Origin of the sequence: Mesorhizobium sp. INR15 (genome assembly GCF_015500075.1) — a bacterium.
GTDB lineage: Bacteria > Pseudomonadota > Alphaproteobacteria > Rhizobiales > Rhizobiaceae > Mesorhizobium.
The window spans coordinates 147,085-172,498 of the sequence record NZ_CP045496.1; the positions used below are offsets into that span (position 1 = coordinate 147,085).

The 25,414-nt window shown below is 63.0% G+C and carries 25 protein-coding genes; 15 read left to right on the forward strand and 10 right to left on the reverse strand.

Annotation, left to right across the window (positions count from 1 at the left end; genetic code table 11):
* Nucleotides 1–32: 32 nt before the first annotated feature.
* Nucleotides 33–485 carry an SRPBCC family protein gene (locus GA829_RS00685; protein ID WP_195176684.1) on the forward strand — a complete coding sequence of 151 codons (453 nt, stop codon included), beginning with the start codon at nucleotides 33–35 and terminating at the stop codon, nucleotides 483–485.
* 10 nt (nucleotides 486–495) lie between these two features.
* Here GA829_RS00685 and GA829_RS00690 read toward each other — a convergent pair whose 3' ends face one another.
* Nucleotides 496–1,701, reverse strand: coding sequence for an Mrp/NBP35 family ATP-binding protein (locus GA829_RS00690; RefSeq protein WP_195176685.1), 1,206 nt, complete (start codon nucleotides 1,699–1,701; stop codon nucleotides 496–498).
* Between the two features lie 106 nt (nucleotides 1,702–1,807).
* Here GA829_RS00690 and GA829_RS00695 point away from each other — a divergent pair, with 106 nt between their 5' ends.
* The 10 genes from GA829_RS00695 (at nucleotide 1,808) to GA829_RS00740 (ending at nucleotide 12,244) form a co-directional block, all read left to right on the forward strand.
* Nucleotides 1,808–2,707, forward strand: coding sequence for a LysR family transcriptional regulator (locus GA829_RS00695; RefSeq protein ID WP_195179468.1), 900 nt, complete (start codon nucleotides 1,808–1,810; stop codon nucleotides 2,705–2,707).
* A gap of 190 nt (nucleotides 2,708–2,897) precedes the next feature.
* The gene (locus tag GA829_RS00700; RefSeq protein ID WP_195176686.1) at nucleotides 2,898–3,377 is read left to right on the forward strand and encodes a formate dehydrogenase subunit gamma; all 480 of its coding nucleotides are present in this window, start codon (nucleotides 2,898–2,900) and stop codon (nucleotides 3,375–3,377) included.
* The gene (locus GA829_RS00705) at nucleotides 3,374–4,930 is read left to right on the forward strand and encodes a formate dehydrogenase beta subunit (protein ID WP_195176687.1); all 1,557 of its coding nucleotides are present in this window, start codon (nucleotides 3,374–3,376) and stop codon (nucleotides 4,928–4,930) included. Before GA829_RS00700 ends, GA829_RS00705 begins: the two co-directional genes overlap by 4 nt.
* 267 nt (nucleotides 4,931–5,197) lie before the next feature.
* Complete coding sequence (gene fdhF / locus GA829_RS00710) at nucleotides 5,198–8,074, forward strand: formate dehydrogenase subunit alpha (protein ID WP_195176688.1); 2,877 nt, start codon at nucleotides 5,198–5,200, stop codon at nucleotides 8,072–8,074.
* A 3-nt stretch (nucleotides 8,075–8,077) separates the two neighbouring features.
* Entirely contained in the window at nucleotides 8,078–8,908 is an 831-nt protein-coding gene (fdhD, locus tag GA829_RS00715; RefSeq protein ID WP_195176689.1) for a formate dehydrogenase accessory sulfurtransferase FdhD, read from the forward strand.
* A complete protein-coding gene (locus GA829_RS00720; protein ID WP_195176690.1) occupies nucleotides 8,898–9,200 on the forward strand; it encodes a formate dehydrogenase subunit delta in 303 nt (100 codons plus the stop codon). Before fdhD ends, GA829_RS00720 begins: the two co-directional genes overlap by 11 nt.
* Before the next feature lie 116 nt (nucleotides 9,201–9,316).
* Nucleotides 9,317–10,870 carry an alpha/beta fold hydrolase gene (locus GA829_RS00725; protein ID WP_195176691.1) on the forward strand — a complete coding sequence of 518 codons (1,554 nt, stop codon included), beginning with the start codon at nucleotides 9,317–9,319 and terminating at the stop codon, nucleotides 10,868–10,870.
* A gap of 107 nt (nucleotides 10,871–10,977) precedes the next feature.
* Entirely contained in the window at nucleotides 10,978–11,457 is a 480-nt protein-coding gene (locus GA829_RS00730; protein WP_195176692.1) for a carboxymuconolactone decarboxylase family protein, read from the forward strand.
* A gap of 80 nt (nucleotides 11,458–11,537) precedes the next feature.
* Nucleotides 11,538–11,900, forward strand: coding sequence for a nuclear transport factor 2 family protein (locus tag GA829_RS00735; RefSeq protein WP_195176693.1), 363 nt, complete (start codon nucleotides 11,538–11,540; stop codon nucleotides 11,898–11,900).
* A 29-nt stretch (nucleotides 11,901–11,929) separates the two neighbouring features.
* Nucleotides 11,930–12,244 (forward strand): hypothetical protein, encoded by a 315-nt coding sequence (locus GA829_RS00740; protein WP_195176694.1) that lies wholly within the window; start codon nucleotides 11,930–11,932, stop codon nucleotides 12,242–12,244.
* 259 nt (nucleotides 12,245–12,503) lie between these two features.
* On the opposite strand, the gene GA829_RS00745 is transcribed toward GA829_RS00740, so the two are convergent.
* The 8 genes from GA829_RS00745 to GA829_RS00780 form a co-directional block, all read right to left on the reverse strand.
* Nucleotides 12,504–13,931: a gamma-aminobutyraldehyde dehydrogenase gene (locus GA829_RS00745; protein ID WP_195176695.1), complete on the reverse strand. Its 1,428-nt coding sequence runs from the start codon at nucleotides 13,929–13,931 to the stop codon at nucleotides 12,504–12,506.
* A gap of 28 nt (nucleotides 13,932–13,959) precedes the next feature.
* Nucleotides 13,960–14,775 carry an ABC transporter permease gene (locus tag GA829_RS00750; RefSeq protein ID WP_195176696.1) on the reverse strand — a complete coding sequence of 272 codons (816 nt, stop codon included), beginning with the start codon at nucleotides 14,773–14,775 and terminating at the stop codon, nucleotides 13,960–13,962.
* Entirely contained in the window at nucleotides 14,765–15,715 is a 951-nt protein-coding gene (locus tag GA829_RS00755; protein ID WP_210337775.1) for an ABC transporter permease, read from the reverse strand. The genes GA829_RS00750 and GA829_RS00755 overlap by 11 nt, the downstream gene beginning before the upstream one ends.
* Before the next feature lie 14 nt (nucleotides 15,716–15,729).
* Nucleotides 15,730–16,728 (reverse strand): ABC transporter ATP-binding protein, encoded by a 999-nt coding sequence (locus tag GA829_RS00760; RefSeq protein ID WP_195176698.1) that lies wholly within the window; start codon nucleotides 16,726–16,728, stop codon nucleotides 15,730–15,732.
* A 196-nt stretch (nucleotides 16,729–16,924) separates the two neighbouring features.
* Complete coding sequence (locus GA829_RS00765) at nucleotides 16,925–18,079, reverse strand: ABC transporter substrate-binding protein (protein ID WP_195176699.1); 1,155 nt, start codon at nucleotides 18,077–18,079, stop codon at nucleotides 16,925–16,927.
* Between the two features lie 221 nt (nucleotides 18,080–18,300).
* Entirely contained in the window at nucleotides 18,301–19,212 is a 912-nt protein-coding gene (locus GA829_RS00770) for a LysR family transcriptional regulator (RefSeq protein WP_195176700.1), read from the reverse strand.
* Nucleotides 19,213–19,291: 79 nt separating this feature from the next.
* Complete coding sequence (locus GA829_RS00775; RefSeq protein WP_195176701.1) at nucleotides 19,292–19,909, reverse strand: DedA family protein; 618 nt, start codon at nucleotides 19,907–19,909, stop codon at nucleotides 19,292–19,294.
* Nucleotides 19,906–20,505, reverse strand: a complete 600-nt coding sequence (locus GA829_RS00780; RefSeq protein ID WP_195176702.1) for a class I SAM-dependent methyltransferase — start codon at nucleotides 20,503–20,505, stop codon at nucleotides 19,906–19,908. Before GA829_RS00780 ends, GA829_RS00775 begins: the two co-directional genes overlap by 4 nt.
* A 294-nt stretch (nucleotides 20,506–20,799) precedes the next feature.
* Here GA829_RS00780 and GA829_RS00785 point away from each other — a divergent pair, with 294 nt between their 5' ends.
* The 4 genes from GA829_RS00785 to GA829_RS00800 all read left to right on the forward strand — a co-directional run bounded on the left by GA829_RS00785 (nucleotide 20,800) and on the right by GA829_RS00800 (nucleotide 24,249).
* On the forward strand, nucleotides 20,800–21,474 hold the full coding sequence (locus tag GA829_RS00785; protein WP_195176703.1) for a response regulator transcription factor: 675 nt from the start codon (nucleotides 20,800–20,802) through the stop codon (nucleotides 21,472–21,474).
* The gene (locus GA829_RS00790) at nucleotides 21,471–22,838 is read left to right on the forward strand and encodes a sensor histidine kinase (protein ID WP_195176704.1); all 1,368 of its coding nucleotides are present in this window, start codon (nucleotides 21,471–21,473) and stop codon (nucleotides 22,836–22,838) included. Before GA829_RS00785 ends, GA829_RS00790 begins: the two co-directional genes overlap by 4 nt.
* Nucleotides 22,839–22,913: 75 nt before the next feature.
* A complete protein-coding gene (locus GA829_RS00795) occupies nucleotides 22,914–23,363 on the forward strand; it encodes an RrF2 family transcriptional regulator (RefSeq protein ID WP_195176705.1) in 450 nt (149 codons plus the stop codon).
* Nucleotides 23,353–24,249 (forward strand): NAD(P)/FAD-dependent oxidoreductase, encoded by an 897-nt coding sequence (locus tag GA829_RS00800; protein ID WP_195176706.1) that lies wholly within the window; start codon nucleotides 23,353–23,355, stop codon nucleotides 24,247–24,249. The genes GA829_RS00795 and GA829_RS00800 overlap by 11 nt, the downstream gene beginning before the upstream one ends.
* A gap of 116 nt (nucleotides 24,250–24,365) precedes the next feature.
* Here the strand turns inward: GA829_RS00800 and GA829_RS00805 are convergent, their stop codons facing one another.
* Nucleotides 24,366–25,142: a DeoR/GlpR family DNA-binding transcription regulator gene (locus tag GA829_RS00805; protein ID WP_195176707.1), complete on the reverse strand. Its 777-nt coding sequence runs from the start codon at nucleotides 25,140–25,142 to the stop codon at nucleotides 24,366–24,368.
* Nucleotides 25,143–25,414 lie beyond the last annotated feature (272 nt).

Sequence of the window (25,414 nt, forward strand, 5' to 3'; positions counted from 1 at the left end):
TCCTTTTCTGAATAGCGCCTGGGAGGATCTTGATGGCTTTGGTGATCGAAGGCGAGGAACGCATCGCGGCTCCCATCCAGAAGGTGTGGGAAGCGCTGAACGATCCGGCGGTGCTGAAGGCCACCATTCCCGGCTGCCAGAGTCTCGAGAGGAAGTCGCCGACCGAGATGGCGGCGACCGTTGTGGTGAAGATCGGGCCAATCAAGGCGACATTCAATGGCGAGGTGACGTTGAAGAACCTCAATCCGCCCAATTCCTACACCATCCAAGGTGAAGGCAAGGGTGGCATCGCCGGCTTTGCCAAGGGCGGCGCCGACGTGACGCTGACATCAGACGGGCCGGATGCGACGATCCTCAGATATGCCGCGAAGGCCGATGTCGGCGGCAAGATCGCCCAGTTGGGCAGCCGGCTGATCGAATCAACCTCGAAGAAGCTCGCCGGCCAGTTCTTCTCGACCTTTGGCGAGAAGGTTGGCGCGGCGTAATTCCGCTCCGCTACTCGAAAACAATGTTCGGCACGGCGGCTGCGGCGGCGGCGCGCTCTTCATTGACCCGGTCCCAGACCTTTCCGGCGATATCCCGATAGATTTTGGCTTCGGCGCCATCGGGCTTCGAAACGACCACCGGCGTGCCGGCGTCCGAGCTTTCGCGGATACCCATTTCGAGCGGCACTTCGCCTAGAAAGGTCACTTCGAGACGCTCGGCTTCGCGGCGGGCGCCGCCATGACCGAAAATGTCATAACGTTTGCCGGTGTCGGGAGCGACGAAATAGCTCATGTTCTCGACAATGCCGAGCAGCGGCACATCGACTTTCTTGAACATGTTGAGGCCCTTGCGCGCATCGATCAGGGCGAGATCCTGCGGCGTTGAGACAATAACCGCGCCGGCCAATGGCACTTGCTGGGCCATGGTCAATTGTGCGTCGCCGGTGCCGGGCGGCATGTCGACGACGAGCACGTCGAGCGGACCCCATTCGACCTCGCGCAACATCTGCGTCAGCGCCGACATGACCATGGGTCCGCGCCAGATCATCGGCGTCTCCTCATCGACGAGGAAGCCCATCGACATCACCTTGAGGCCGTAATTCTGCATGGGTTTCAAGATCTTGCCATCGACGGTCTCGGGCCGGCCATGGATGTTCAGGAGCCGTGGCATGGAGGGACCGTAGATGTCGGCGTCAAGCACGCCGACCCGCAAGCCGTTAGCGGCGAGGCCAAGCGCGATGTTGACGGCGGTGGTCGACTTGCCGACGCCGCCCTTGCCGGAAGCGACGGCGATGATCGCCTCGATGCCCGGTACGCCGCGCTTGCCCTGGCTGTGCGAGGCAGGAGCATGCGGAGCGGGTGCATGTGCGGCAGCGCGTGGCGCGGCGGGCGGAGCCGGCGGCGCGGGCCTTGGAACCGGGCGCGACGGAACCGGCGCTTCCATGCCGCCGCCCTTTTTCTCAGCGGTCAGCGCAACGACCGCGCCGGTGACACCGGGTATCGCCTTGACGACGCGCTCGGCAGCGGCACGCAGCGGCTCCATCTCCTGGGCGCGGGCGGCAGGAACGGTAATCGAGAAGAAAACCTTGCCGTCGGCAATGAAAATCTCCGAGACCATGCCGAGGTCGACGATATTGCTGGTGAAATCCGGTCCGTTGACCGTTTTCAGACGCTCGGTGACGATTTCCTTGGTGACGATTTCTTTGGTGACAGGCATATTTTTTCCTCAGGCTTTCGGCGTCTGAGATAATGCAGTTTCAGAACAGAACCAAGTGATCGCTTTGGCGCTGACAGGCGCCTGCGGCTATGGCAGCCTCACAATCATGATCGACAAGCTCGAATTCTTCATCGCACTGGCCAGGGAAGAGCATTTCGGCCGGGCGGCCGAAGTGTGCGGCGTGACGCAGCCAACGCTGTCAGCAGGCATCAAGCAGTTGGAGGGCCAGCTCGGTGTCATGCTGGTTCTGCGCGGCTCGCGCTTCCAGGGGCTGACGCCCGAGGGCAAGCAGGTGCTTGTGTGGGCACGCCGCATCGTCGGCGACACCAGGACGATGCGCGAGGAGATGCGCGCGGCGCGCCACGGCCTTTCCGGCCGCATCCGCATCGCCGCCATTCCGACGGCGCTCGCCATGCTGCCGCGCCTGACGACACCGTTTCGCGAAAAGCACCCCGGCGTCACGTTCTCGGTTCTGTCGCGCACCTCGATCGAGGTGTTGTCGCTGCTCGGCAATTTCGACATCGATGCCGGCATAACTTATCTCGACAACGAGCCGCTCGGGCGGGTGACCAGCGTGCCGCTCTATGACGAGCGCTACCAGTTGATCACCGCCATGGGAAATCCCTATTCCGATCGCGACAAAGTGACATGGGCCGAGCTCAGCAGCCTGCCGCTCTGCCTGTTGACGCCGGATATGCAGAATCGCCGCATCATCGACCAGCATCTGGCCGAGGCCGGCGTGCAGGTGCGGCCGACGCTGGAATCCAATTCGATGATCGTGCTGTTTTCGCACATCCGGACCGGCAAATGGTCGTCGATCATGCCGCTTAACCTCGCGGAAACCTTCGGCTTTTCCGAACCAATCCGCGCCATTCCGATCGTCGAGCCGGATGCCAGCCACACGGTCGGCCTGGTGGCGGCACCGCGCGAGCCGCACACGCCGCTCGTTTCGGCGCTGCTGGACGAGGCAATGGCGCTGGCGGACGATTTCCACGCTCATCGCTAGGCTAGAGAATGTTGGCTGAAGGATCTCGATAGAAAATTTCTATCGAGCAACGAAACAGCTTTATTGATTTCAGGGGTTTCCTCTGATTTTGTAAACACTTAGCGATTTCTTGTGCATGTCGTCGTCCCAAAACCGCTCGACACTTTTGGGCGACATGCATTGGAACGCCACCGACCAGGGAGGGCGCTGCATGACAATGCAGCCTGCAAGTACCGAGATCGCGTCGCGCACGGCGGCGATCATTCAGGAGCTGAAAGGCCTCGAAGGGCCGCTGCTGCCCATACTCCATGAGATCCAGGAAGAGTTCGGCCATGTGCCGCAAGACTCCTTGCCGGTGATTGCCGAAGCGCTGAACATTTCGAGGGCCGAAGTGCATGGCGTGGTCACCTTTTATCACGACTACCGCAGCCATCCAGCCGGGCGACACGTGCTGAAAGTCTGTCAGGCCGAGGCCTGCCAGTCGATGGGCTCGGATGCCGTGGCGGCCAAGCTGAAGCAACTGCTGGGCATCGGCTTTCACGAAACCACCCGCGACGGCGCGGTGACACTGGAGCCGGTCTATTGCCTCGGCCTTTGCGCCTGCGCGCCATCGGCGATGCTCGACGGCGAAGTGATCGGGCGGCTCGACGACGAGAAGCTCGACGAAATCATTGCCGAGGTGCGCTCATGATCCCACGCATCTACATACCGGGCGATTCCGGCGCGCTGGCACTGGGTGCCGAAAAGGTCGCCAAGGCGATCGCAGCCGAGCTCGCCGAGCGCGGCATCGAAGCAAAGATCGTGCGCAACGGGTCGCGTGGCGCCTACTTCCTTGAACCGATGGTCGAAGTGGCTACCGCCCAGGGCCGCGTCGCTTACGGGCCGGTGAAGCCCGCCGACGTCAAGAGCATGTTCGACAGCGGCTTCCTCACCGGTGGCCACCACAAGCGCTGGCTGGGTGCCCCGGACAAGATCCCGTTCCTTGCCAGGCAGACGCGGCTGACTTTCGCCCGCTGCGGCATCAACGATCCGCTGTCGCTCGACGCCTACAAGTCGCTCGGCGGATTGAAGGGCCTGCAGAACGCAGTTGCCATGGCGCCAGCCGACATCGTCAAACAGGTGACGGAGTCCGGCCTGCGTGGACGCGGCGGCGCCGGCTTCCCAACCGGTATCAAGTGGAAGACGGTGCTCGACGCCACCGCTGACAAGAAATACATCGTCTGCAATGCCGACGAAGGCGACAGCGCCACGTTCGCCGACCGCATGATCATGGAAGGCGACCCCTTCGTGCTGATCGAAGGCATGGCGATCGCCGGCGTCGCAACAGGGGCGACCAAGGGTTTCGTCTATATCCGCTCGGAATATCCGCATGCGGTGGCAATGATGAACAAGGCTGTCGAAGTCGCCCGCAAGGCCGGCGTTCTCGGCGTCAACGTGCTGGGTTCGCCCAATGCGTTCGACATGGAAATCCGTGTCGGCGCGGGCGCCTACGTCTGCGGCGAGGAAACCTCGCTGTTGAACAGCCTGGAAGGCAAGCGCGGCGTGGTGCGCGCCAAGCCGCCGCTGCCGGCCATTCAAGGCCTGTTCGGCAAGCCGACGGTGATCAACAATGTCATCAGCCTGGCCTCCGTGCCTGTGATCATGGACAAGGGTGCCGCTTTCTACAAGGATTTCGGCATGGGCCGCTCACGCGGCACGATCCCGATCCAGATCGCCGGCAACGTCAAATATGGCGGCCTGTTCGAGACGGCCTTCGGCTTGACGCTGGGCGAGATCGTTGACGAGATCGGCGGCGGCACCTCTACCGGCCGGCCGGTGAAGGCGGTGCAGGTCGGCGGGCCGCTCGGCGCTTATTTTCCGCGCGCCCTGTTCGATACGGCATTCGACTATGAGGCTTTCGCGGCCAAGGACGGACTGATCGGCCATGCAGGCATCACCGTGTTCGACGACACCGCCGACATGCTGAAGCAGGCGCGCTTCGCCATGGAATTCTGCGCCATCGAAAGCTGCGGCAAGTGCACGCCTTGCCGCATCGGCTCGACGCGGGGCGTCGAGACCATCGACAAGCTTGCCGCCGGCATCGAGCCGGAGAAGCAGATCGCTTTGGTCACCGACCTCTGCAACACGATGAAATTTGGTTCGCTCTGCGCCCTGGGCGGCTTCACGCCCTACCCTGTCATGAGCGCGCTCAATCATTTCCGCGAAGATTTCAAGCCGGCGCCGGTCGCCGAAGCAGCGGAATAAGACGGATGACACTTGAGTACCAAGACCGACGGTTTGACGTAACTCTATGTAGCGATAACGAACCGGATAGCATGTATCTGGAAGTGACAGAAATTCGCGAGGGAAAGCCCGAGATCGTTCTTGAGATCCGGTATTTGGAAGACGACGGATCAATGACTTTTACGGCCTTCGTAAAGGACTTGCCTTTTGAACTGATAGAGTATTTCGGCAGATCGGCGCGGAAGTCCCTGTCGCCCGTCGCAACAGCTGCAGAATAGGAACCACACCATGGGTCTCGTTCAGGAAATCGACTTTGGCACACCGGCCTCGTCGTCCGCGAAGCAGGTGACGCTGACCGTCGACGGCTTCTCGGTCACGGTGCCGGAAGGCACCTCGATCATGCGCGCCTCGATGGAGGCCGGCATCGCCATTCCAAAGCTCTGCGCCACCGACATGGTCGACGCGTTCGGCTCCTGCCGGCTCTGTCTTGTCGAGATCGACGGCCGCAACGGCACGCCCTCTTCCTGCACGACGCCGGTGGCGCCAGGCATGGTCGTTCACACCCAGACCGGAAGGCTGAAGGACATCCGCCGTGGCGTGATGGAGCTCTATATTTCCGACCACCCGCTCGACTGCCTGACCTGCGCAGCCAATGGCGACTGCGAGTTGCAGACGCAGGCCGGTGTCGTTGGCCTGCGCGATGTCCGTTACGGTTATGAAGGCGACAACCACGTCTTCAAGAAGAATGACGGCGCCGAGAACTTCAAATGGATGGCGAAGGACGAATCCAACCCATACTTCACCTATGACCCCTCGAAATGCATCGTCTGCTCGCGCTGCGTGCGCGCCTGCGAAGAAGTGCAAGGCACTTTCGCGCTGACCATCGAAGGCCGTGGCTTCGGCAGCCGCGTGTCGCCCGGCATGCATGAACTGTTCATCGACTCGGAATGCGTGTCCTGCGGCGCCTGCGTGCAGGCCTGCCCGACGGCGACGCTGTCGGAAAAGTCGGTCATCCAGATCGGCCAGCCCGAGCATTCCGTGGTCACCACTTGCGCCTATTGCGGCGTCGGCTGCCAGTTCAAGGCGGAAATGCGCGGCGACGAGCTGGTGCGCATGGTGCCGTACAAGGACGGCAAGGCCAATCGCGGCCATTCCTGCGTCAAGGGCCGCTTCGCTTATGGCTATTCGACCCACAAGGACCGCATCCTCAACCCGATGATCCGCGAGAAGATCACCGACCCCTGGCGCGAAGTGTCATGGGAAGAGGCGCTGACCCACACCGCCAATGAATTCCGCCGCATTCAGTATCAGTATGGCCGTACCTCGATTGGCGGCATCACCTCTTCGCGTTGCACGAATGAGGAAACCTATCTGGTTCAGAAGCTGATCCGCCAGGGTTTCCGCAACAACAATGTCGACACCTGCGCCCGTGTCTGCCACTCGCCGACCGGCTATGGCCTCGGCCAGACCTTCGGTACCTCGGCTGGCACCCAGGATTTCGACTCCGTCGAACACACCGACGTGGTCATGGTGATCGGCGCCAATCCGGCAGCAGCGCATCCGGTGTTCGCCTCGCGGCTGAAGAAGCGGCTGCGCAAGGGCGCCAAGCTGATCGTGCTCGACCCACGCCGCACCGAGATGGTCAAGTCGCCCCATGTCGAGGCGGCGCATCATCTGCCGCTGAAGCCGGGCACCAACGTGGCCGTGATCACCTCGCTGGCGCATGTCATCGTCACCGAAGGCCTGTTCGACGAGGCCTTCATCCGCGAACGCTGCGACTGGGATGAATTCCAGGACTGGGCATCGTTCGTGGCGCTGCCGGAAAACAGCCCGGAAGTCGTCGGCCAGTTGGCCAATGTCGACCCGGAAGAGATTCGTGGCGCCGCGCGCCTGTTCGCTCGCGGCGGCAATGGCGCGATCTACTACGGCCTCGGCGTGACCGAGCACAGCCAGGGTTCGACCACCGTCATCGCGATCGCCAACCTTGCCATGGCGACCGGCAATGTCGGCCGCCCGGGCGTCGGCGTGAACCCGCTGCGCGGCCAGAACAATGTGCAGGGCTCCTGCGACATGGGCTCGTTCCCGCACGAACTGCCGGGCTATCGGCACGTGTCGGGCGAGGCGGTGCGCGACATCTATGAGACCCTGTGGGGCGTCAAGCTCGACGAAGAACCGGGTCTGCGCATCCCCAACATGCTGGACGCAGCTGTCGATGGCTCGTTCAAGGGCCTCTATGTACAAGGCGAAGACATCCTGCAGTCGGACCCCGACACCAAGCATGTCGCCGCCGGCCTGGCCGCTATGGAATGCGTCGTCGTGCACGACCTGTTCCTCAACGAGACCGCCAACTACGCGCATGTCTTCCTGCCGGGTTCGACCTTCCTCGAAAAGGATGGCACCTTCACCAACGCCGAACGCCGCATCAACCGCGTGCGCAAGGTGATGGCGCCGAAGAACGGTTTGGCCGACTGGGAAGTGACGCAGGACCTCGCCAAGGCGATGGGGCTGAACTGGAACTATCAGCATCCGTCCGAAATCATGGACGAGATCGCCCAGACAACGCCGAGCTTCGCCAAGGTTTCCTACGCGTATCTGGATAAGATGGGCTCGGTGCAGTGGCCCTGCAACGACAAGGCGCCGGAAGGCACGCCGATCATGCATATCGATGGCTTCGTGCGCGGCAAAGGCAAGTTCATCCGCACCGAATATGTCGCCACCGACGAAAGAACCGGGCCGCGCTTCCCGCTGCTGCTCACCACAGGCCGTATTCTCAGCCAGTACAATGTCGGCGCACAGACCCGGCGTACCGACAATATCATGTGGCACTCCGAGGACCGGCTGGAGATCCATCCGCATGACGCGGAAAATCGCGGCCTGCGCGACGGCGACTGGGTGCGCCTGACCAGCCGCTCCGGCGAGACGACGCTGCGTGCGCTGATCACCGACAAGGTTTCGCCTGGCGTGGTCTATACGACGTTCCACCATCCAGACACCCAGGCCAACGTCATCACCACGGACTTCTCCGACTGGGCGACCAATTGCCCGGAGTACAAGGTGACGGCTGTACAGGTCGGCGCTTCCAACGGCCCGTCGGAATGGCAGCGTGAATATGACGAGCAGGCCCGCAACAGCCGCCGCATCGGCACGCTGCAGGCGGCGGAATAGTCTTTGAGCGCGCGCCCCAAAGCGACGACACAGATCTCCCGCCTGGCGCACCGCGCCGGCGGCACGGCCACAGCCAACCGCATGGTGCCGGAGGAGACACCGGTGGCGTTCTCCTTCGCCGGCACCACCCATGCGGTGATGATGGCCAGCCCCGCCGATTTCGAGGATTTCGCGCTCGGCTTCTCGCTGACCGAAGGCATCATTGCCTTGCCTGACGAGATCGACACCATCGAGGTCGAGGATCATGGCGCCGGGATCGACATCCAGATCCGGCTGAAGGACCAGGCCAACACGCGCTTCGAGGCACGGCGACGGCGGCTGGCCGGGCCGGTCGGCTGCGGACTGTGCGGCATCGAATCCATAGAAGAAGCCATGCGCTCGGTTGATGCCGTCGGTGCGTCAAAACTTACGCTTGACGCCGACGATATCACCCGCTCGGTCAAGCTGCTGTCCAAGGTGCAGCCGCTGCACACCGAGACCGGTGCGGTGCACGCCGCCGGCTTCTATGTGCCCGGCAAAGGCATCGTCATGGCGCGCGAGGATGTCGGCCGCCACAATGCGCTGGATAAACTCGCTGGTGCCTTGGCCAAGGCCGGCATCGACGGCGCGTCGGGCGCGGTCGTTGTCACATCACGCGTTTCGGTAGAGATGGTGCAGAAGACGGCGGCGATCGGTGCTGCCTTCATCATCGCCGTTTCGGCGCCGACAGCGCTGGCCATCCGCACGGCGCAAGAGGCCGGCATGACGCTGGTGGCGCTGGTGCGGGGCGATGATTTCGATGTTTTCACCCACCCCGACCGGGTGGTTTGCGGAGTTGCCCAGCATGTCGCATGACGAAGAGCACATCATGAGCACCAGCGAGAAGCTGGTCCGTATGGCCAACCAGATCGCGGCCTTCTTCCACTCCAAGCCGCGCGAGGAAGGCATTGCCGGCATCGCGGAGCATATCAACAAGTTCTGGGAGCCAAGGATGCGGCGTCAGTTCTTCGAAATGCTGGACAGCGGCAGCGAAGGCTTCAATGAACTGGTCGTGGCGGCTTCGCGGAAGATTACGCGACCCAAGCCGCCGGAAGGTGCGGGCTTTGTCGCCAACGCCAACGTTGAGGCCGCCGACGCGCGAAAATAGGCGTTCGGTGGCGCCCCTGCCTACATTCGCGATCGCTAAAGTTTAAGCTGCCGCAAACAGCCCGCCTCTGCTATGGTTAGGCGATCAGAAGTCGCCTGGCCCGGTGGAATACACGCGTGAGGCCGATCGAGACCCGATACGCCCGTAGCGGCGATGTGCGGATCGCCTATCAGGTGATCGGCCAAGGTTCCTTTGATCTTGTCTTCGTGCCGGGCTTTATTTCCAATCTCGATCTGCACTGGGAGGACGAGGGCTACAGCCGGTTGCTGAAGCGGCTTGCCGCTTTCTCGCGGCTGATTCTGTTCGACAAGCGCGGCACCGGCCTGTCCGACCGTGTCGATGCGCATCATCTGCCCAGCCTCGAAACGCGTATGGACGATGTGCGTGCGGTGATGGATGCCGCCGGCAGTGGCCGCGCGGCATTGCTCGGTGCCTCGGAAGGCGCGCCGATGGCGATGCTGTTTGCCGCCACCTATCCGGAGCGGACGCGCGCGCTGGCGCTCTATGGCGGCTATGCACATTTCCACAAATGGGTCATGCCGCCGGAAGCGCTGCAGGCTTTCATCGACACGGCGGAAACGGCATGGGGTACCGGCGCCACCTTGCCGCATTTCGCGCCGGGGCGCGTCGAGGATGCCCGCTTCTCCACATGGTGGGCGCGCTTCGAGCGACTGTCGGCCAGTCCGACGGCGGCGGCGGCACTGGCGCGCATGAATGCCGCAATCGACGTGCGTGGCATTCTGGGCGCGATCAGCGCGCCGACGCTGCTGATCCATCGCCGCAACGATGCCCGCGTTGACCCCGATGCCAGCCGTTTTCTCGCCAGGAAAATCCGAAATGCCAGGCTGGTGGAGATACCCGGGCGCGATCACCCGGTGTGGACTGGCGATGTCGACCGTGTCGCCGACCTCATTGAGGAATTCCTGACCGGAGAGCGCGCCGTGGCGGAGACGGAGCGCGTGCTGGCAGCACTCCTGGCGACGCGAATCTACGACACGGCACGGCTGGGCGACCGCATGTGGGGCGACCGCAGCCGGCGCTTCCAGGAGACATGGCGGCAAATCGTCGGGCGCCATGGCGGGCGCGGTGTGGATATTCATGGCGAGATGATGATTTCGCGGTTTGACGGGCCGGCGCGGGCCATTCGCTGCGCGGCGGCGCTGCGCGAGGCAGCGCAGGAGATCGGCGTGGCCAGTGCGCAAGGCGCCCATGTCGGCGAAATCGAACTGCGTGGCCCGCCGGTGGGGCTGACAGGGCGCGTGACGCTGCAGCTCGCTGCTCACGCCAATCGCGGCGACATCCTGGCCTCGCGGCTGGTTGCTGAACTGGCGACGGGGTCGGGACTTCATTTCACCGACGCCGGACGGCTTGCTCTCGACGAACTGGACGAACCGCTGGCGCTGGTTCAGGTGGTTTCCGAACAGCATCTGGAACCCGCCTGCCGCAGCAAGCTGAAGACAGCTGAACCTTTGGCTTTGACGGCACGCGAGAGCGAAGTGGTGAGCCTGGTGGCCGACGGCAAGAGCAACGCCGCGATCGCTGCCGAATTGCGGCTTAGCGAACATACCGTCAAACGCCACGTCGCCAACATACTGCTCAAGCTCGACCTGCCGTCGCGGGCGGCGGCGGCGGCGTTTTCCGCCAGGCACGCTGGCTCGGATGGGCCATAGGAGCCATGGCGCTTTCGGGCGAAGCGGCCACGGGATCATAGGCGCTATCAATTCTTCCATGCAGGCCGGGCGGATGTCGCTGGAAAGGCACTGCGAAGGAGGATGACATGCTGAAATCGAACCGGACCATCAGATCGCTGACAATAGCGGCGGGCATCGGCGCGCTGCTCGCTATCACCCCCGCCAAGGCAGAAGACGCTTCGGCCACGGCTGCCTACAAGGATATCCAGGCGACGCTCGGCTCGGTGCCGGACATGTTCAGGACGCTGCCTGATGTCGCTGTCGCCGGCGCCTGGGCCGAGATCAAGGGCGTTCAGCTCAACCCGAAAACCGCACTCGATGGCAAGACCAAGGAGTTGATGGGGCTCGCGGTCGCTTCGCAGATCCCTTGCCAGTATTGCATCTATTTCCACACCGAGGCGGCCAAGCTCAACGGCGCCAGCGACGAGGAGATCAAGGAGGCGGTGACGATGGCGGCAATCGTGCGCCACTGGTCGACGATGCTCAACGGCAGCCAGGTCGACCTCGCCACATTCAAGAAGCAGACCGACGATGTGTTCGCCGCCGTGAAGGCGAAGTCGCAGTGAGAAAGCCCTGCCCGGCGATGGGCGCCGGGCAGTACTCTTAATCAAACGCCCGATCGAGACGACGGGCCATGGAGATTAAAATGCTGACCAAGACACAAGCCGTGGATGGCGCTGCAATCAAGAAGGCGATCGAAGGCCGTGACGGAAAAATGCTGTCGAGCTTCTATGCCGACGACGCTCTGGTGCGGGTGATCGACCGCAACAACCCACCGAGCAAGCCGCGCGAAGTCCGCGGGCGCGCGGCGATCGCCACGTTCTGGGACGACATCTGCAGCCGGGCGATGACCCACAAGGTCGACACCACCATCGCCGAGGGCGACAGCCTGGCCTTCACTCAGGCCTGCGCCTATCCGGACGGCACGAAAGTGTTCGCCGCGGCGATGCTGGAGCTGAAGAACGGGCGGATCGCACGGCAGACCGTCGTGCAGGCCTGGGACGAGTAGATCAACCGAAATCTTGGAGGAGAACCAACATGTTCAGCGCCAGATGGCAGATCGACGCCAAGTTCGGGCACAAGCAGACCGTGCTTGAGCTGTTGAAAAAATGGGAGCGCGAGATCGGCTCGCAGATCGGAATTTCCGAGCTGAAGTTCCAGATCATGACCGGGTCGATCGGCGCCCGCGAAGCGACGGTCGAGTCGCATCATCAGGTCGAAAGCCTGGCCCAGTTGGAGGCCATGTTTGCCAAGATCGGCAAGATCGACGCGCATGCCAAATGGGGCAAGGAGATGGAGCCCTATGTCGTGTCGGGCACCAGCCTGTGGAACATCTATCGCATCGTCGAGTAGCGGCTGCGCAACGATCTTACCTCTCCCCTTGTGGGAGAGGTCGGATTGCCTCGATTTGTCCTTCACAAATCGGCTGGCAATCCGGGTGAGGGGTAAGATTGCGTCCAGCTGGAACACCCCTCATCCGGCTCGGCGCTATGCGCCGATCCACCTTCTCCCACAAGGGGAGAAGGGAAATTGCCGCGCCCAGTCATCCGCTATGACTCCCGGCCCTTCGTAAACAATCAATTGGCCTTTCGTCCGCTACGCGGACCGTTTCTCACCCATGCGCAACCATGACGTGACGCACGGCGGTGTAGTCCTCCAGCGCGTAGAGCGACATGTCCTTGCCGTAGCCGGACTGTTTCAGCCCGCCATGCGGCATCTCGTTGGTCAGCATGAAATGGGTGTTGATCCAGGTGCAGCCATATTGCAGGCGGGCTGCCGTTGCCATGGCGCGCGAGACGTCCTTGGTCCACACCGAGGACGCGAGGCCATAGTCGCTGTCATTGGCCCAGTTGACGGCTTCATCGACCTCGGAGAAGCGGGTGATGGAAACGACCGGGCCGAACACCTCGCGGCGCACGATCTCGTCTTCCTGCAAGGCGCCGGCAACGACAGTCGGCTGATAGTAGAAGCCGGAGCCCTCGCCCGGCTTGCCGCCGGTGGTGATCTCGATGTGCTTCAGTTCCGAGGCACGCTCGACGAAGCTCGAGACGCGGTCGCGCTGGCGGCGCGAGATCAGCGGGCCGATCTCGTTCTCGGTATCGTCGGGGCGATCGTACTTGATGGTCGAGACGGCCGAGGACAAGTCGGCGACCAGCTTGTCGTAGATCTTCTTGCCGGCATAGATGCGGCAGGCGGCGGTGCAATCCTGGCCGGCATTGTAATAGCCAAAGGCGCGCAGGCCGTTGACCACGGCGCCGAGGTCGGCGTCGTCGAAGACGATGACCGGCGCCTTGCCGCCGAGTTCGAGATGCGTGCGCTTGACCGACTTGGCGGCGGCCTGCAGCACCTTCTTGCCGGTGGCGACGTCACCGGTGATCGAAATCATGTTGACCTTCGGGTGATTGATCAATGTGTTACCGACGCTGTCGCCACGGCCAAGCACGACATTGACCACGCCTTCCGGCAGCACATCGGCCAGGATTCTGGCGAGCTTCAGCGCTGTCAGCGGCGTCTGCTCCGACGGCTTGAAGACAACCGTGTTACCGCCGGCAATGGCCGGAGCGAGTTTCCAGGCCATCATCATCAGCGGATAGTTCCACGGCGCAATGGAGGCGACGATGCCGATGGCGTCGCGGCGCACCATCGAGGTGTGACCGGGAATGTACTCTCCCGCGACGACGCCCGGCATCGAGCGGACGGCGCCGGCAAAGAAGCGGTAGCAATCGACGATCGCCGGGATCTCGTCATTGAGTACGGCATTGATCGGCTTGCCGCAGTTGAGCGCCTCGAGTGTCGCGAACTCCTGTGCATCGGCCTCGATACGGTCGGCGATCTTGAGCAGATAGCCGGAGCGCTGCGCCGGCGTCGTTCGCGACCACGTGACGAAAGCCTTCTCGGCCGCCAGCACCGCCTCCTCGATCTGTGCCTGGCTGGCCTCGGGCAGATTGAGGATGGTCGCGCCTGTCTTTGGGTTGAGGATTGGTTCCTCGGTTTCGGTGCCCTTCTCGAATTTCGAGCCGATCAGCATCTGGGTGTCCATGGAAGTCTCTCCCTTGGGAACGCGTGGGTTATTTGCCCGAACCGGCGATCTGGTCGCCGTCACGGGTCAGGTAATAGGCGGCGAGAATTGGCAGCAGCGTCACCAGCATGACGACCATGGCCACGACATTGGTGACCGGGCGCTGGCGCGGACGGATCAGCTCTTCCAGCATCCATATCGGCAGCGTCTGCTGCTGGCCGGCGGTGAAGGTGGTGACGATGACTTCGTCGAAGGACAGCGCGAAGGCCAGCATGCCGCCGGCAAGCAGCGCGGTGGCGATGTTGGGCAGCACGACATGACGGAAGGTCTGGAAACCGTCGGCGCCGAGATCCATCGATGCCTCGATCATCGAGCCCGAGGTGCGGCGGAAGCGGGCAACCGCATTGTTGTAGACAACGACGACGCAGAATGTCGCGTGGCCAAGCACGATCGTCCAGAACGAGAACGGGATATCGGCGAGCGAGAAAGCCGAGCGCAGCGCGATGCCGGTGATGATGCCGGGCAGAGCGATCGGCAGGATGACCAGCAGCGAGATGGTTTCGCGGCCGAAGAATTTTGTCCGCGACACCGCTGCGGAACAGAGCGTGCCGAGGACGAGCGCGATCGCTGTCGAGATGGCCGCGACGCGCACCGACAGCGACAGCGCCTGCCAGACATCAGGCCGGTTCCAGGTGACGGCGAACCATTGCGTCGTCAGCCCGGGCGGCGGCCAGACAAAACTCTTCTCTTCGGTCGTGAAGGCGTAGACGAAGATAAGCAGGATCGGCAGGTGCAGGAAGAGCAGCCCGCAGGCGGCGGCGATCTTGAGGCGCAGAGGAGCCGACTGGGAACCATCAGAGCGCATCGAAAGCCCCCATGCGCTTGGCGCCCCAGAGATAGAAGCCCATGATGATGATCGGCACCACGGTGAAGGCAGCAGCGAGCGGGATGTTGCCGGCAGTGCCTTGCTGGGCATAGACGGCCTGGCCGATGAACAGGCGTGACGTGCCGATGATCTGCGGGATGATGTAGTCGCCCAATGTCAGCGAGAAGGTGAAGATCGAACCGGCGACAATGCCGGGCAGCGCCAACGGGAACAGGACATTGCGGAAGGTCTGGCCGGGCGAGGCGCCGAGATCGGACGAGGCCTCGACCAGATTGCCGGGCACGCGCTCAAGTGCCGCCTGTACCGGCAGGATCATGAACGGCAGCCAGACATAGACGAAGACGATGAACGTGCCGGTGAAGGACACCGACAGTGAGTTGCCGCCGACGATCGGCAGCGACAGCCAGGCGTCGAGCACCCACAGCAGATGCAGCTTGGCCAGCAGCCAGGTGAGGATGCCCTCCTTGGCGAGGATCAGCTTCCAGGCGTAGATCTTGACAAGATAGCTCGACCACAGCGGCAGCATGATGCCGAGATAGAAGAGCGCCTTCCAGCGGCCGCGTGCATAGCGCGCCGCGTAGTAGGCGATGGGAAAGGCGACAACCGCTGAAGCCAGCGTGACCAGCGCCGCCATCGTCACCGTGCGCAGGATGATGTCGAGATTGGCGGCCTGGAACAGGTCGCCATAGGTCTTCAGCGTGAATTCGCGGTTGATCAGGCCGGAGAACTCGTCGATCGAGAAAAAGCTCTGTGCCAGCAGTGCGAACAGCGAGCCGATATAGACGATGCCAAGCCACAGCACCGGTGGCAGCAGCATCAGCAGCAGCAGGACCTTGGGCTTGCGCCAGAAAAGGTCCGACAGCGCGCCGCGCAGACCGCCGCTGCCCGGCAGGATGGCCGGGGTCGTCGCTCGCGGCATGGCAGCGTCGACGCTCATGCCGGCTCTTCCATCAAATGCAGGTGCTCGCGGTTGAAGGTGAGCACGACCGCTTCGCCTTCGGCAGGCAAGGCGGTGCCTGAGGGCACGATCGCATGCAGCCGCAGCCCATCGGCATCGAGCGCCAGTTTGGTCGTGGCGCCGAGATAGTTGGTGGAGACCAGGCGGGCGGAGACGCCCTCGCCTTGTGCTGCTCGGCCAACGCGAATGGATTCGGGCCGCAGGCTGCCCCAGCGGTGCTGGCCGGAGTAACGCTGGACGAAGTCGGGCGGCAAGACATTGGAGGAGCCGACAAAGTCGGCGACGAAACGGGTCTTCGGCCGCTGGTAGATGTCCTCCGGCGTGCCGATCTGCATGATCTTGCCGTCGTTGAAGACGGCGACACGGTCGGCCATGGATAGCGCCTCGCCCTGGTCATGGGTGACGAAGACGAAGGTGATGCCGAGCGCCTTCTGCAGCGACTTCAGCTCTTCCTGCATGTTTTCGCGCAATTTGAGGTCGAGCGCGCCAAGCGGCTCGTCGAGCAATAGCACTTTTGGCTGGTTGACCAGCGCGCGGGCGAGCGCGACGCGCTGGCGCTGGCCGCCGGAAAGCTGGCCGGGGCGGCGCGCGCCGTAGCCGGGAAGCCTCACCAGTGCCAGCGCGTCTTCAGCGGCTTTGTGCCGTTCCGGCTTGCCGACGCCCTTCACCATCAACCCGTAGGCGACGTTGTCGAGCACGCTCAGATGCGGGAACAGCGCGTAATCCTGGAACACGGTGTTGACGTTGCGGCGGTAGGGGGGAACGCCTTCGGCGCGCTCGCCAAAGATCGAGATCGAACCCGATGTCGGCTGCTCGAAGCCGGCGATGAGGCGCAGACAGGTCGTCTTGCCTGACCCGGAGGGGCCAAGCATGGCGAAGAATTCGCCCGGCACGATGTCGAGATCGACCGCATCGACAGCGCGAACGCTGCCGAAATGGCGGGAGACCTGTTTGAAGGAGACGGCGGAGGTCATGGGCAGTCCTGATCTGTCAGGGCGCATAAAGTTCGGGCGTACGCGCCGCCCCTCATCTGCCTGCCGGCACCTTCTCCCCGTATAGGACAGGGAGAAGGAAGCGCTCCAGCGCAAGCGATCCCCCTCTCCCCGTTCTTCACGGGGAGAGGGTAAGGGTGAGGGGCAGCGTCAAGCTGTCAGTAAATGCGTCGCGAAATCACCGTCCGCCGATGACACCGATATAGTCCGACACCCAGCGGTAATAGGGCACGCACTGGTTGTTCTGGGTCGTGCACTTCGACACCGGCGTCTTCCAGAACTTGATCTTGTCGAAATTCTCGTAGCCGTTGGTCTTGCAGCCTTCGTCGGTCAACAGTTCGTTGCCCTTGCAGGCTGCCGGCACGACCGGCAGCGAGCCGAACCAGGCCGAGACATCGCCCTGCACTTTCGGCGACAGCGAATGTTCCATCCACATATAGGCGCAGTTGGGATTGGCCGAGTCCGCCTCCATCATCGTGGTGTCGGCCCAGCCGGTAGCGCCCTCCTGCGGGATGGTGGACGCGATCGGCTTCTTGGCGGCGACCAGCGTGTTGACCTGGAATGGCCATGAACCGGAAGCGACAACGCCTTCGTTCTGGAAATCATCAACCTGAATGGCGGCATCGTGCCAGTAGCGGCCGACCAGCGTGCGCTGGACGCGCAGCAATTCAAGCGCCGCCTTGTACTGGTCTTCGTTCAGTTCGTAGGGGTCCTTGATGCCGAGCTCCGGCTTGTGGAACATCAGATAATTGGCGGCGTCGGCAATGTGGATCGGGCCGTCATAGGCCTGGACGCGGCCCTTGTTGGACTTGCCGTCCGGCAGCTTCATTTCCTCGAAAACGACATTCCAGCTCTTCGGCGCTTCCTTGAAGACGTCGGTGTTGTACATCAGGATGTTGGGGCCCCACTGATAGGGCACGCCATAGTGGACGCCGCCGACGGTGAACCACGGCGCATCCTTCAGCCGATCATCAACCGTCTTCCAGCTCGGGATGAGATCCGTGTTGATGGGCTGGACGCGCTTGCCGGCCACGAGGCGTAGCGACGCATCACCCGAAGCGGTGACGAGGTCGAAGCCGCCTTCGTTCATCAGCGAGACCATCTCGTCCGATGTGTTGGCGGTCTTGACGTTGACCTTGCAGCCGCTCTCCTTCTCGAAGGACGTGACCCAGTCATAGCCTTTGTCGGTTTCGCCGCGCTCGATATAGCCCGGCCAGGCAACGATGTTGACCTGGCCTTCGCCCTTGCCGAGTTCCTTGACCTGAGCGACGGCCTGACCCGAGAAGGTCAGCGCGACCGTCAAGGCGGTGCATGACTTGAGGAATGAATTCATCGTCAATCTCCCATTTTTGGCGCCTGACTTCGAAGCCGGTCTCGGTCTTCGCCAGAGGTCACGCGCGGACTGAAAAAATATCAGTTCGTCCAATGGACACATGTCGCTCTGACGGCGGCTTGGCGTCCCTGACAGGGAAGGTGCTTTGAAAATTCCGGTTTCGCAAATTCATTTATCAGAAGGGCGATATCGGTTTTACCGATAGATAGACCATTGCGCTCTCAAGGACGCTGACGGACCGTTCGCTGCGACTGGGCAAGGCCGATGAAGTCGCGCGCCGCCTGCGGCAAGCCGGATCCGCGCCTCCAGACCATGCCGACCTGCACCACCGGCAAGGAGCCCGAAACATCGCGCGATTCGATGCGGTCGCCTTCCAGCGACCACGGCCGGTAGACAAGATCCGGCAGCAGCGCCACGCCGGCGCCGGTGGCCACCAGGCTGCGCACCGCTTCGACCGAGCGGGTGCGGAAGGCTACATGCGGCTTGGCGCCGATCGCCGTCAGCAGCTTGCCGGTATTCTCCTCGATCTCGTCGACGGTCAGCATGATCAGCGGCTCGCCGGCGATATCGCCAATGCCGATAATATCGGCGCCGGCCAGCGAATGGCCAAGCGGCAGCCAGAGGCGGTAGGCCGAGACTTCAAGGATTTCCGACTGCAGCGCGGTGCGGTCGCGCAGGTTCGAGGTGACCATGACGGCGATGTCGAGCTTGCCGCCAATCAACAAGTGTTCGAGATAGTCGCCATTGTCCTCGATGGCCGAGACCTCGACGCCTGGATAGGCGCGGCGGTAGCGGGCAAGAAGGTCCGACAGGACATAACCGGCGACCAGTGAGGTGACGCCGAGTTGCAGCCGGCCTCCGGTCACCACCTGCTCGCCGGAGAAGGCGCGGCGCGCGTCGGAAACGTCGGCGAGGATCTTGGTGGCGTGGCGGAGGAACTGATGACCCTTGTGAGTGATGTTCAGGCCGCGAGGATGGCGTTCGAACAGCTCGACGCCGAGGTCGCTCTCGAGCTCCTTGATCGCTTCGGTGACGGAGGACTGCGAGATGGAGAGGTTCTGCGCCGCACGCGACACCGTGCCTTGCTCGGCGACCGCGATGAAGAACTGCAGCTGGCGAATGGTGAAGGCCATGGCCGGACTAAACACCGGCATGGAAGCGAAGGAAAGCGGACGGCGGACTTATCCCATGGACTGGAGACAAGGCGCTGGATCAACCGAACACCAGACTGATGCGCCGCCGCCATTCCGGACCGTAGCGAAGGGCGGCCATGAATGCGGTCTCAAGGGCAACAACAATGACGATGATGCGGAAGCCTATCGTCAGCGAATCCTGGCCGCTGCCGTGCAGCAGATAGCCAGTGCTCAGGAAGCTTGCATTCCACACCATGGCGCCGACCATCGTCGCGCCGGCGAAAGGCAGCGCGGGCAGATACAGGGCGCCGGCGGCTATCGGCAGATAATTGCGTACCGTGGGGATGAACTGCGCCAGCAACGAGACCCTGACATGACGGCGGCGGTAGGCGTGGCCAAGCCTTTGGTAGGTTGCGTGGCGCAGCCAGACATATTTGCCGAAACGTTCGACCAGCCTGTCGGCTCGGTCAAATCCAATCCGGCGGCCTACCGTGTACCAGAACAGACAGCCGGCGGTGGAGGCAAGCGTCGTCACCAGCAGCAGGACCGCCAGTGTCCTGCCATCCGGCGCCGCGGTCATTCCGAGGAACAGCAGCATCACGTGCGACGGCGGCACCGGCAGGATCTTTTCGGTGAAGGCGAGGCAAAAGACGCCAAACAGACCGAGACCGAGAATGGTCGCCAGCGGGCCTGTCACGCGAAACGCCAGTCGTAGATCTTGACGGTCTTGATCCTGGCGATGCGATAGACGGTGGCTGGCGGAAAATTGCGAAAGGTGCGGCCAACCCGCGTTGCTTCCAGGTCCAGCCGGTCAAGCAGGGCCTGGTCGAACGGGCAGCGGCCGCCAAGCGTGAACTGATAAAGCGCTCCGCCGGGGCGAAGGTTGGCAAAGACGCCTTCCAGTATGGAGAGCGTCTGGCGCGGCGAGATCAACCGGAAAGGCAGGCCGCTGACAGCGGCGCCGAGCATTGGCCCCTCGTAAAGCGGCAGATGCCGCAGCCCGACGGCATCCATCTCGAAGATACGGGCCGCCGGGAAACGGCGCTTGAGCAAGGCGACAAAATCCGGATCGGATTCGATCAGCGTCAAATCCTGCTCCCTCACTCCGCGCTCCACCAGGGCGCGGGTAAATGGCCCGGTGCCAGGGCCAAGCTCCAGCACCGGCCCGGTGTCGGGACCAATGTCACGCGTCATCATCGCCGCCAGGGTGGAACCGGATGGCGTAACGGAGCCGATCTTGAACGGCGCGACGGTCCAGGCCATGAGAAAAGACAAGGCATCACTTGCAGGCATAACGACCCTCAATTCCTTCGCGGCGATCCGACGGATCGGTGGCCGCTCAACTTCCTTTCAGCGTCGGGCCCGAGATCGGTTCAGTATTCGGACCCGACGCCTTGGTGTCGGCATACGGGGCGAATCGCTCGCCGACACTCGACGGGTGGTGTTTGCTGCAACTGGATTGCATAGACATTGCGCTAAGCCGTAGAGACAAAGAAAAGACCTGCCGCGCCGGCCGGGATGTTTGCCATGCTTGCGCAATGTTGGCGCTGTAGCGCCTGAAACAACTACGTCGCCGAGGAATGATGGATGCGGATCTTGCTGGTCGAAGACGAGCCTGAAATGGTTTCCGCCCTGCGTGCCGCGTTGAAGCGGCATGACATGGTTGTCGACCATGCCGGCACCCTGCTTGAGGCAGAGGACTTCGTTGGTGCCGACAGCTATGACGCCATCCTGCTCGACCGCCAGTTGCCGGATGGCGACGGACTGACGCTGGTGCCCAAACTGCGCGCCAAGAAGAACGTTACGCCGGTGCTGGTGCTGACGGCGAGAGGCGACACCTCGGACAAGGTGGACGGGCTGGACATGGGCGCGGATGACTACCTGGCGAAGCCCTTCGCCTTCGAGGAACTGCTGGCCCGCTTGCGCGCTCTGCTCAGGCGTCCGGCGCCGATGCAGCCGCAATTCATCCGCTCCGGCCATCTGGTCCTCGATGTCGGGCATCGCGAGGCATCGATCCGCGGCGAGCCAATCAGCCTGCCGCGCCGCGAACTCCTGGTGCTGGAGGCGCTGATGCGACGGATGGGCCGCATGGTGCAGCGTTCGACGCTGATGGAAGCGGTGTTCGGCCTCGATGACGAAATCCAGTCGAACGCGCTCGACACCCATGTCTCGCGCCTGCGCCGCAAGCTGACCGACGCCGACAGCGGCGTGACGATCAATGGTATCCGTGGCGTCGGCTATCTCCTGCGCGAGACCGCATGACCCTAAGACGCCCGCGATCGTTGAAATGGAGCCTGGTGCTGCGCATCGCCCTGCTGCAATGCGCAATGCTGACGCTGATTATTGTCGGTATTATCGCTGCCTTGCTGGCCACGGGTCTTATCCCGCATGACTATGAAGACGGTACGATGGACGTGCTGGCCGACGCCGTGGCGCGCGACGCGAAAGGCGTGCTTGTCCTCAACGAAACGCCTGACCTCGAGATGCTACGCGCTGGCGTTCCCGATCTCTGGTACATCATCCGCGACAAGCAGGGACACCGGCTTCAGGAAGGTACGGTGCCAGCGGCGTTCCAACCTTTTGTCGGGCTGCTGGACACTATCGCCGACGCCCGCATCGATCACGATATCGGCCAGGCCGCGCCGCCGGATGGAAAGATCCGCTGGACCGACACGGCCGCGGGCAATGTCCAGATAATGAGCGGCACCAAGGGTGGGCTTTCGCTGCTGCGGATTGTGTCGCAGGCGCCGCTGTTTTTCCTGCAAGGCATACTGCCGCTCGCCGGGCTGATGGGACTGGCCACGCTGTTCGCCACCCCTTGGGTCGTGCGCGGCGCGCTCTCCGGTCTCGGGCATGCGGCGGAGGAGGCCAAACGCATCGATATCGACAAGCGCGGCGTGCAACTGCCGTTGAAAGACGTGCCGCTGGAAGTCACCCCGTTGGTCAAGGCGGTGAATGCCGCCCTTGCGCGCCTCGACAGGGGCTATGAGCGCCACAAGCGCTTCCTGACCGACGCCGCGCACGAGTTGCGAACACCTGTCGCCATCCTCAACACGCGCCTCGCCTCGCTGCCGGCGACACCGGAGCGGGCACGGCTGCTGCAGGATGCCGCCCGGCTGTCGACGCTGACCGATCAGCTTCTCGACCTGCAGCGCCTCGACCGGCAGGCCGTGCTGTTCGAACCGATCGACCTGGTAGCGATCGCTCACAGCGTTATTGTCGATCTCGCGCCGATGGCGTTTTCAGCCGGCTACGAGATGTCCTTCGAACCGGAAAGAGAGACGCTGATCGCTAACGGCGACCGGACAGCGATCGAGCGCGCCGTGACCAACCTCGTCCAGAACGCCATCGAGCACGGCGGCCAGACCGGCAAGATCACGGTCAAGGTGATCGCGCCTGCCATCATCGAGGTTCATGACGAAGGCGGGGGTGTTCCGCCAGCCGAGCGGGAGCGTATCTTCGAGCCTTTCTACCGCCTGCGCCCGCAGGATCACGGAGCCGGGCTCGGCCTCAATCTGGTGCAGGAGATCATGCAACTGCACGGCGGCCGCATCGAGATTCTCGAAGGCGAGCCAACGGGCACCTGCTTCCGCATGACTTTCCCACCGGCCGCCATGCCGGCTTAGAGACCCAAGCAAGCCGCCGCATCGGCAGGTTGGGTTGTGTTTGACATCGCGCATTATCGTAACTAGATAAGTTACATGAAACGCAACAGCCGACTTTCCTCAACACTGCACATTCTGGTCCACATGGCCGAGAAGCAGGAACAGGCGCTGACCTCCGAGCAGCTTGCCACTTTCATCCACACCAATCCGGTCGTGGTCCGCCGCACCATCGCCGGGCTGCGCGATGCCGGCATCGTCACCTCGTCGCGCGGGCACGGCGGCGGCTGGCTGCTCGGCCGTGCACCGGAAAACATATCCCTGGCCGAGATCAGCGCGGCGCTTGGCGAGAGCCTGCTGCCGTTCAGCACCAAGCCGGAGAGCCCCGGCTGCCTGGTCGAACAAGCGGTGATCGCGGTGCTCGACGATTTTCGCATCGAAGCCGAGAGGCTGATGGCGGAAAAGCTCAGCCACATCACGCTGGCCGACCTGACCGCTGATTTCCGCCGCCGCTATGACCTGATTGGAGTATCCAGCCATGCAGTATGATCTTGCTGTCGTGGGCGGCAGCTTTGCCGGCTTGTCCGCCGCCGTCCAGGCGGCGCGTGCACGGCGCAATGTGCTGGTGATCGACGCCGGCCAGCCGCGCAACCGGTTCGCCGAACATTCGCACGGCTTCCTTGGCCAGGATGGGCGCTCTCCCGGCGCAATTCTCGAGGAAGCCCGCAAACAGTTGCTGGCCTATCCAACAGCCAGGGTTGTCAACGCGCGCGCGGACAAGGCGACCGCCGCCGGCGAGGGTTTCGAAGTCACCACCGACAGTGGCGAGACATTCGGCGCCGCGCGGCTGGTGCTCGCAACCGGTGTACGCGACATCCTGCCGGAAGTGCCCGGGCTGGCCGAGCTGTGGGGGAGGAGTGTTCTGCACTGCCCCTATTGCCACGGCTACGAGGTTTCCGGCGGACCGCTCGGCGTGCTCGCAACCGGCCCGTTGTCCTTGCATCAGGCGCAACTGATCGCCGATTGGGGCGACGTCACGCTTTTCGGCAACGGCCAACTTGAGCCTGACCCGGAACAGATGCTGGCCCTGCAAAAGCACAATATCCGCTTTGAGCCCACCGGTGTGGCCGAACTGGCAAAGGACGCGACCGACGGATTGATTGTCCGCCTCGACGACGGCCGGAACATCGGCGTCAGGGCGATGTTCACCGCGCCGCGCAACACCATGGCCAGTCCGCTGGCCGAACAGCTCGGCTGCGGCTTCACCGAAGGCTTCCTCGGCCCTGTGATCACCGTCGACGACAGACAGCAGACAACCGTGCCTGGGGTTTATGCCGCCGGCGATGCCGCGCGCGCCATGCACAACATCGCTTTTGCCGTATCAGGTGGCACTTTCGCGGGCGTGTGCGCCCACCAATCGCTGGTGTTCGGCTAAAGCAATTCCAGGAAAAGCGCGTAGCGGTTTTCCGTCCGGAATTGCGTGAAAACAAAGAGTTAGAGCGGTTCAGCGATTCTACCAATCACTGAACCTCTCTAAGTCAGCACACCCGATCAGAACCCGGTTTCACCGCCGGCGATGCTGAGCCGCGTGCCGGCCTGCGCCAGCGCGGCGGCGATGTCGCGCGTCGGTGGCCTATCGGTGGCGAGCTCGGAAAAACCATCGAAACCGCAGACCTGGACCAGGCCCTGGCGGCCGAATTTGCTGTGGTCGGTGATGACGAGGGAACGCTGGCCGCGCGACAGCACCATGCGGGCAAATTCCGCCTCTTCCAGATCGTAGTCCATCACGCCCATGACGGCGTCGACCGCGCCGGTGGAGATCACCGCGTGGCTGACCGAAAAGCGGCTGACGAAGTCGATCGCCGAGGCGCCGAAGGCAGCCCCTGAATCGCTGCGTAGCTCGCCGCCGGCCATGTAGACCTTGTTGCCGTTGACGGTGGCCAGCGTGCGCGCGATGTCGGACGAATTGGTAACCACCGTCAGCCGACGATGGCCGAGCAATTCGCGGGCAAGAAACGAGGTCGTCGTGCCGGTGTCGAGCATGATCGATTCGCCATCGCGGATCGTGGCGGCGACCATGCGGGCAATGACGCGCTTGGCATCGGCATTGTCGCGCATGCGCCGCTCGAACGGCGCTTCCCCGACCATCGACGGCAGGCCGATGGCGCCATGCATTTTCAGGATCGACCCATCGCTGGTGAGCGGCTTGACGTCGCGGCGGACCGTCTCCAGCGAGACGCCCAGCCGGTCGGCAAGGCTCGCGATGGTGACGGTGCCCTCCTCCTGCAGGAGGCGCAGGATTTCGCCATGCCGTTTCGAGTGGTTCATCTGTCGTCATCCGCCTGGATCGTTACGATTGTGACTGTTTTTATGGTAAAGCCACCGCTTATGACAAGAACGGTGACATATTTTCGGGCAAAAAAACAGATAAAGCCACAGGTTTCCGTTGACAAGCCTGGCCATCTGGCGTGACATTGGCATTGTGACAGGCTCGGACTGCCACGGGAGAATGATGGCTGAGCCGCACCCAAACATATGTGCCGAAACGTCGGCGACGCGCCCGGCGCCAAGGCAACAGAGTCTTTCGAATCCGCGGGGGC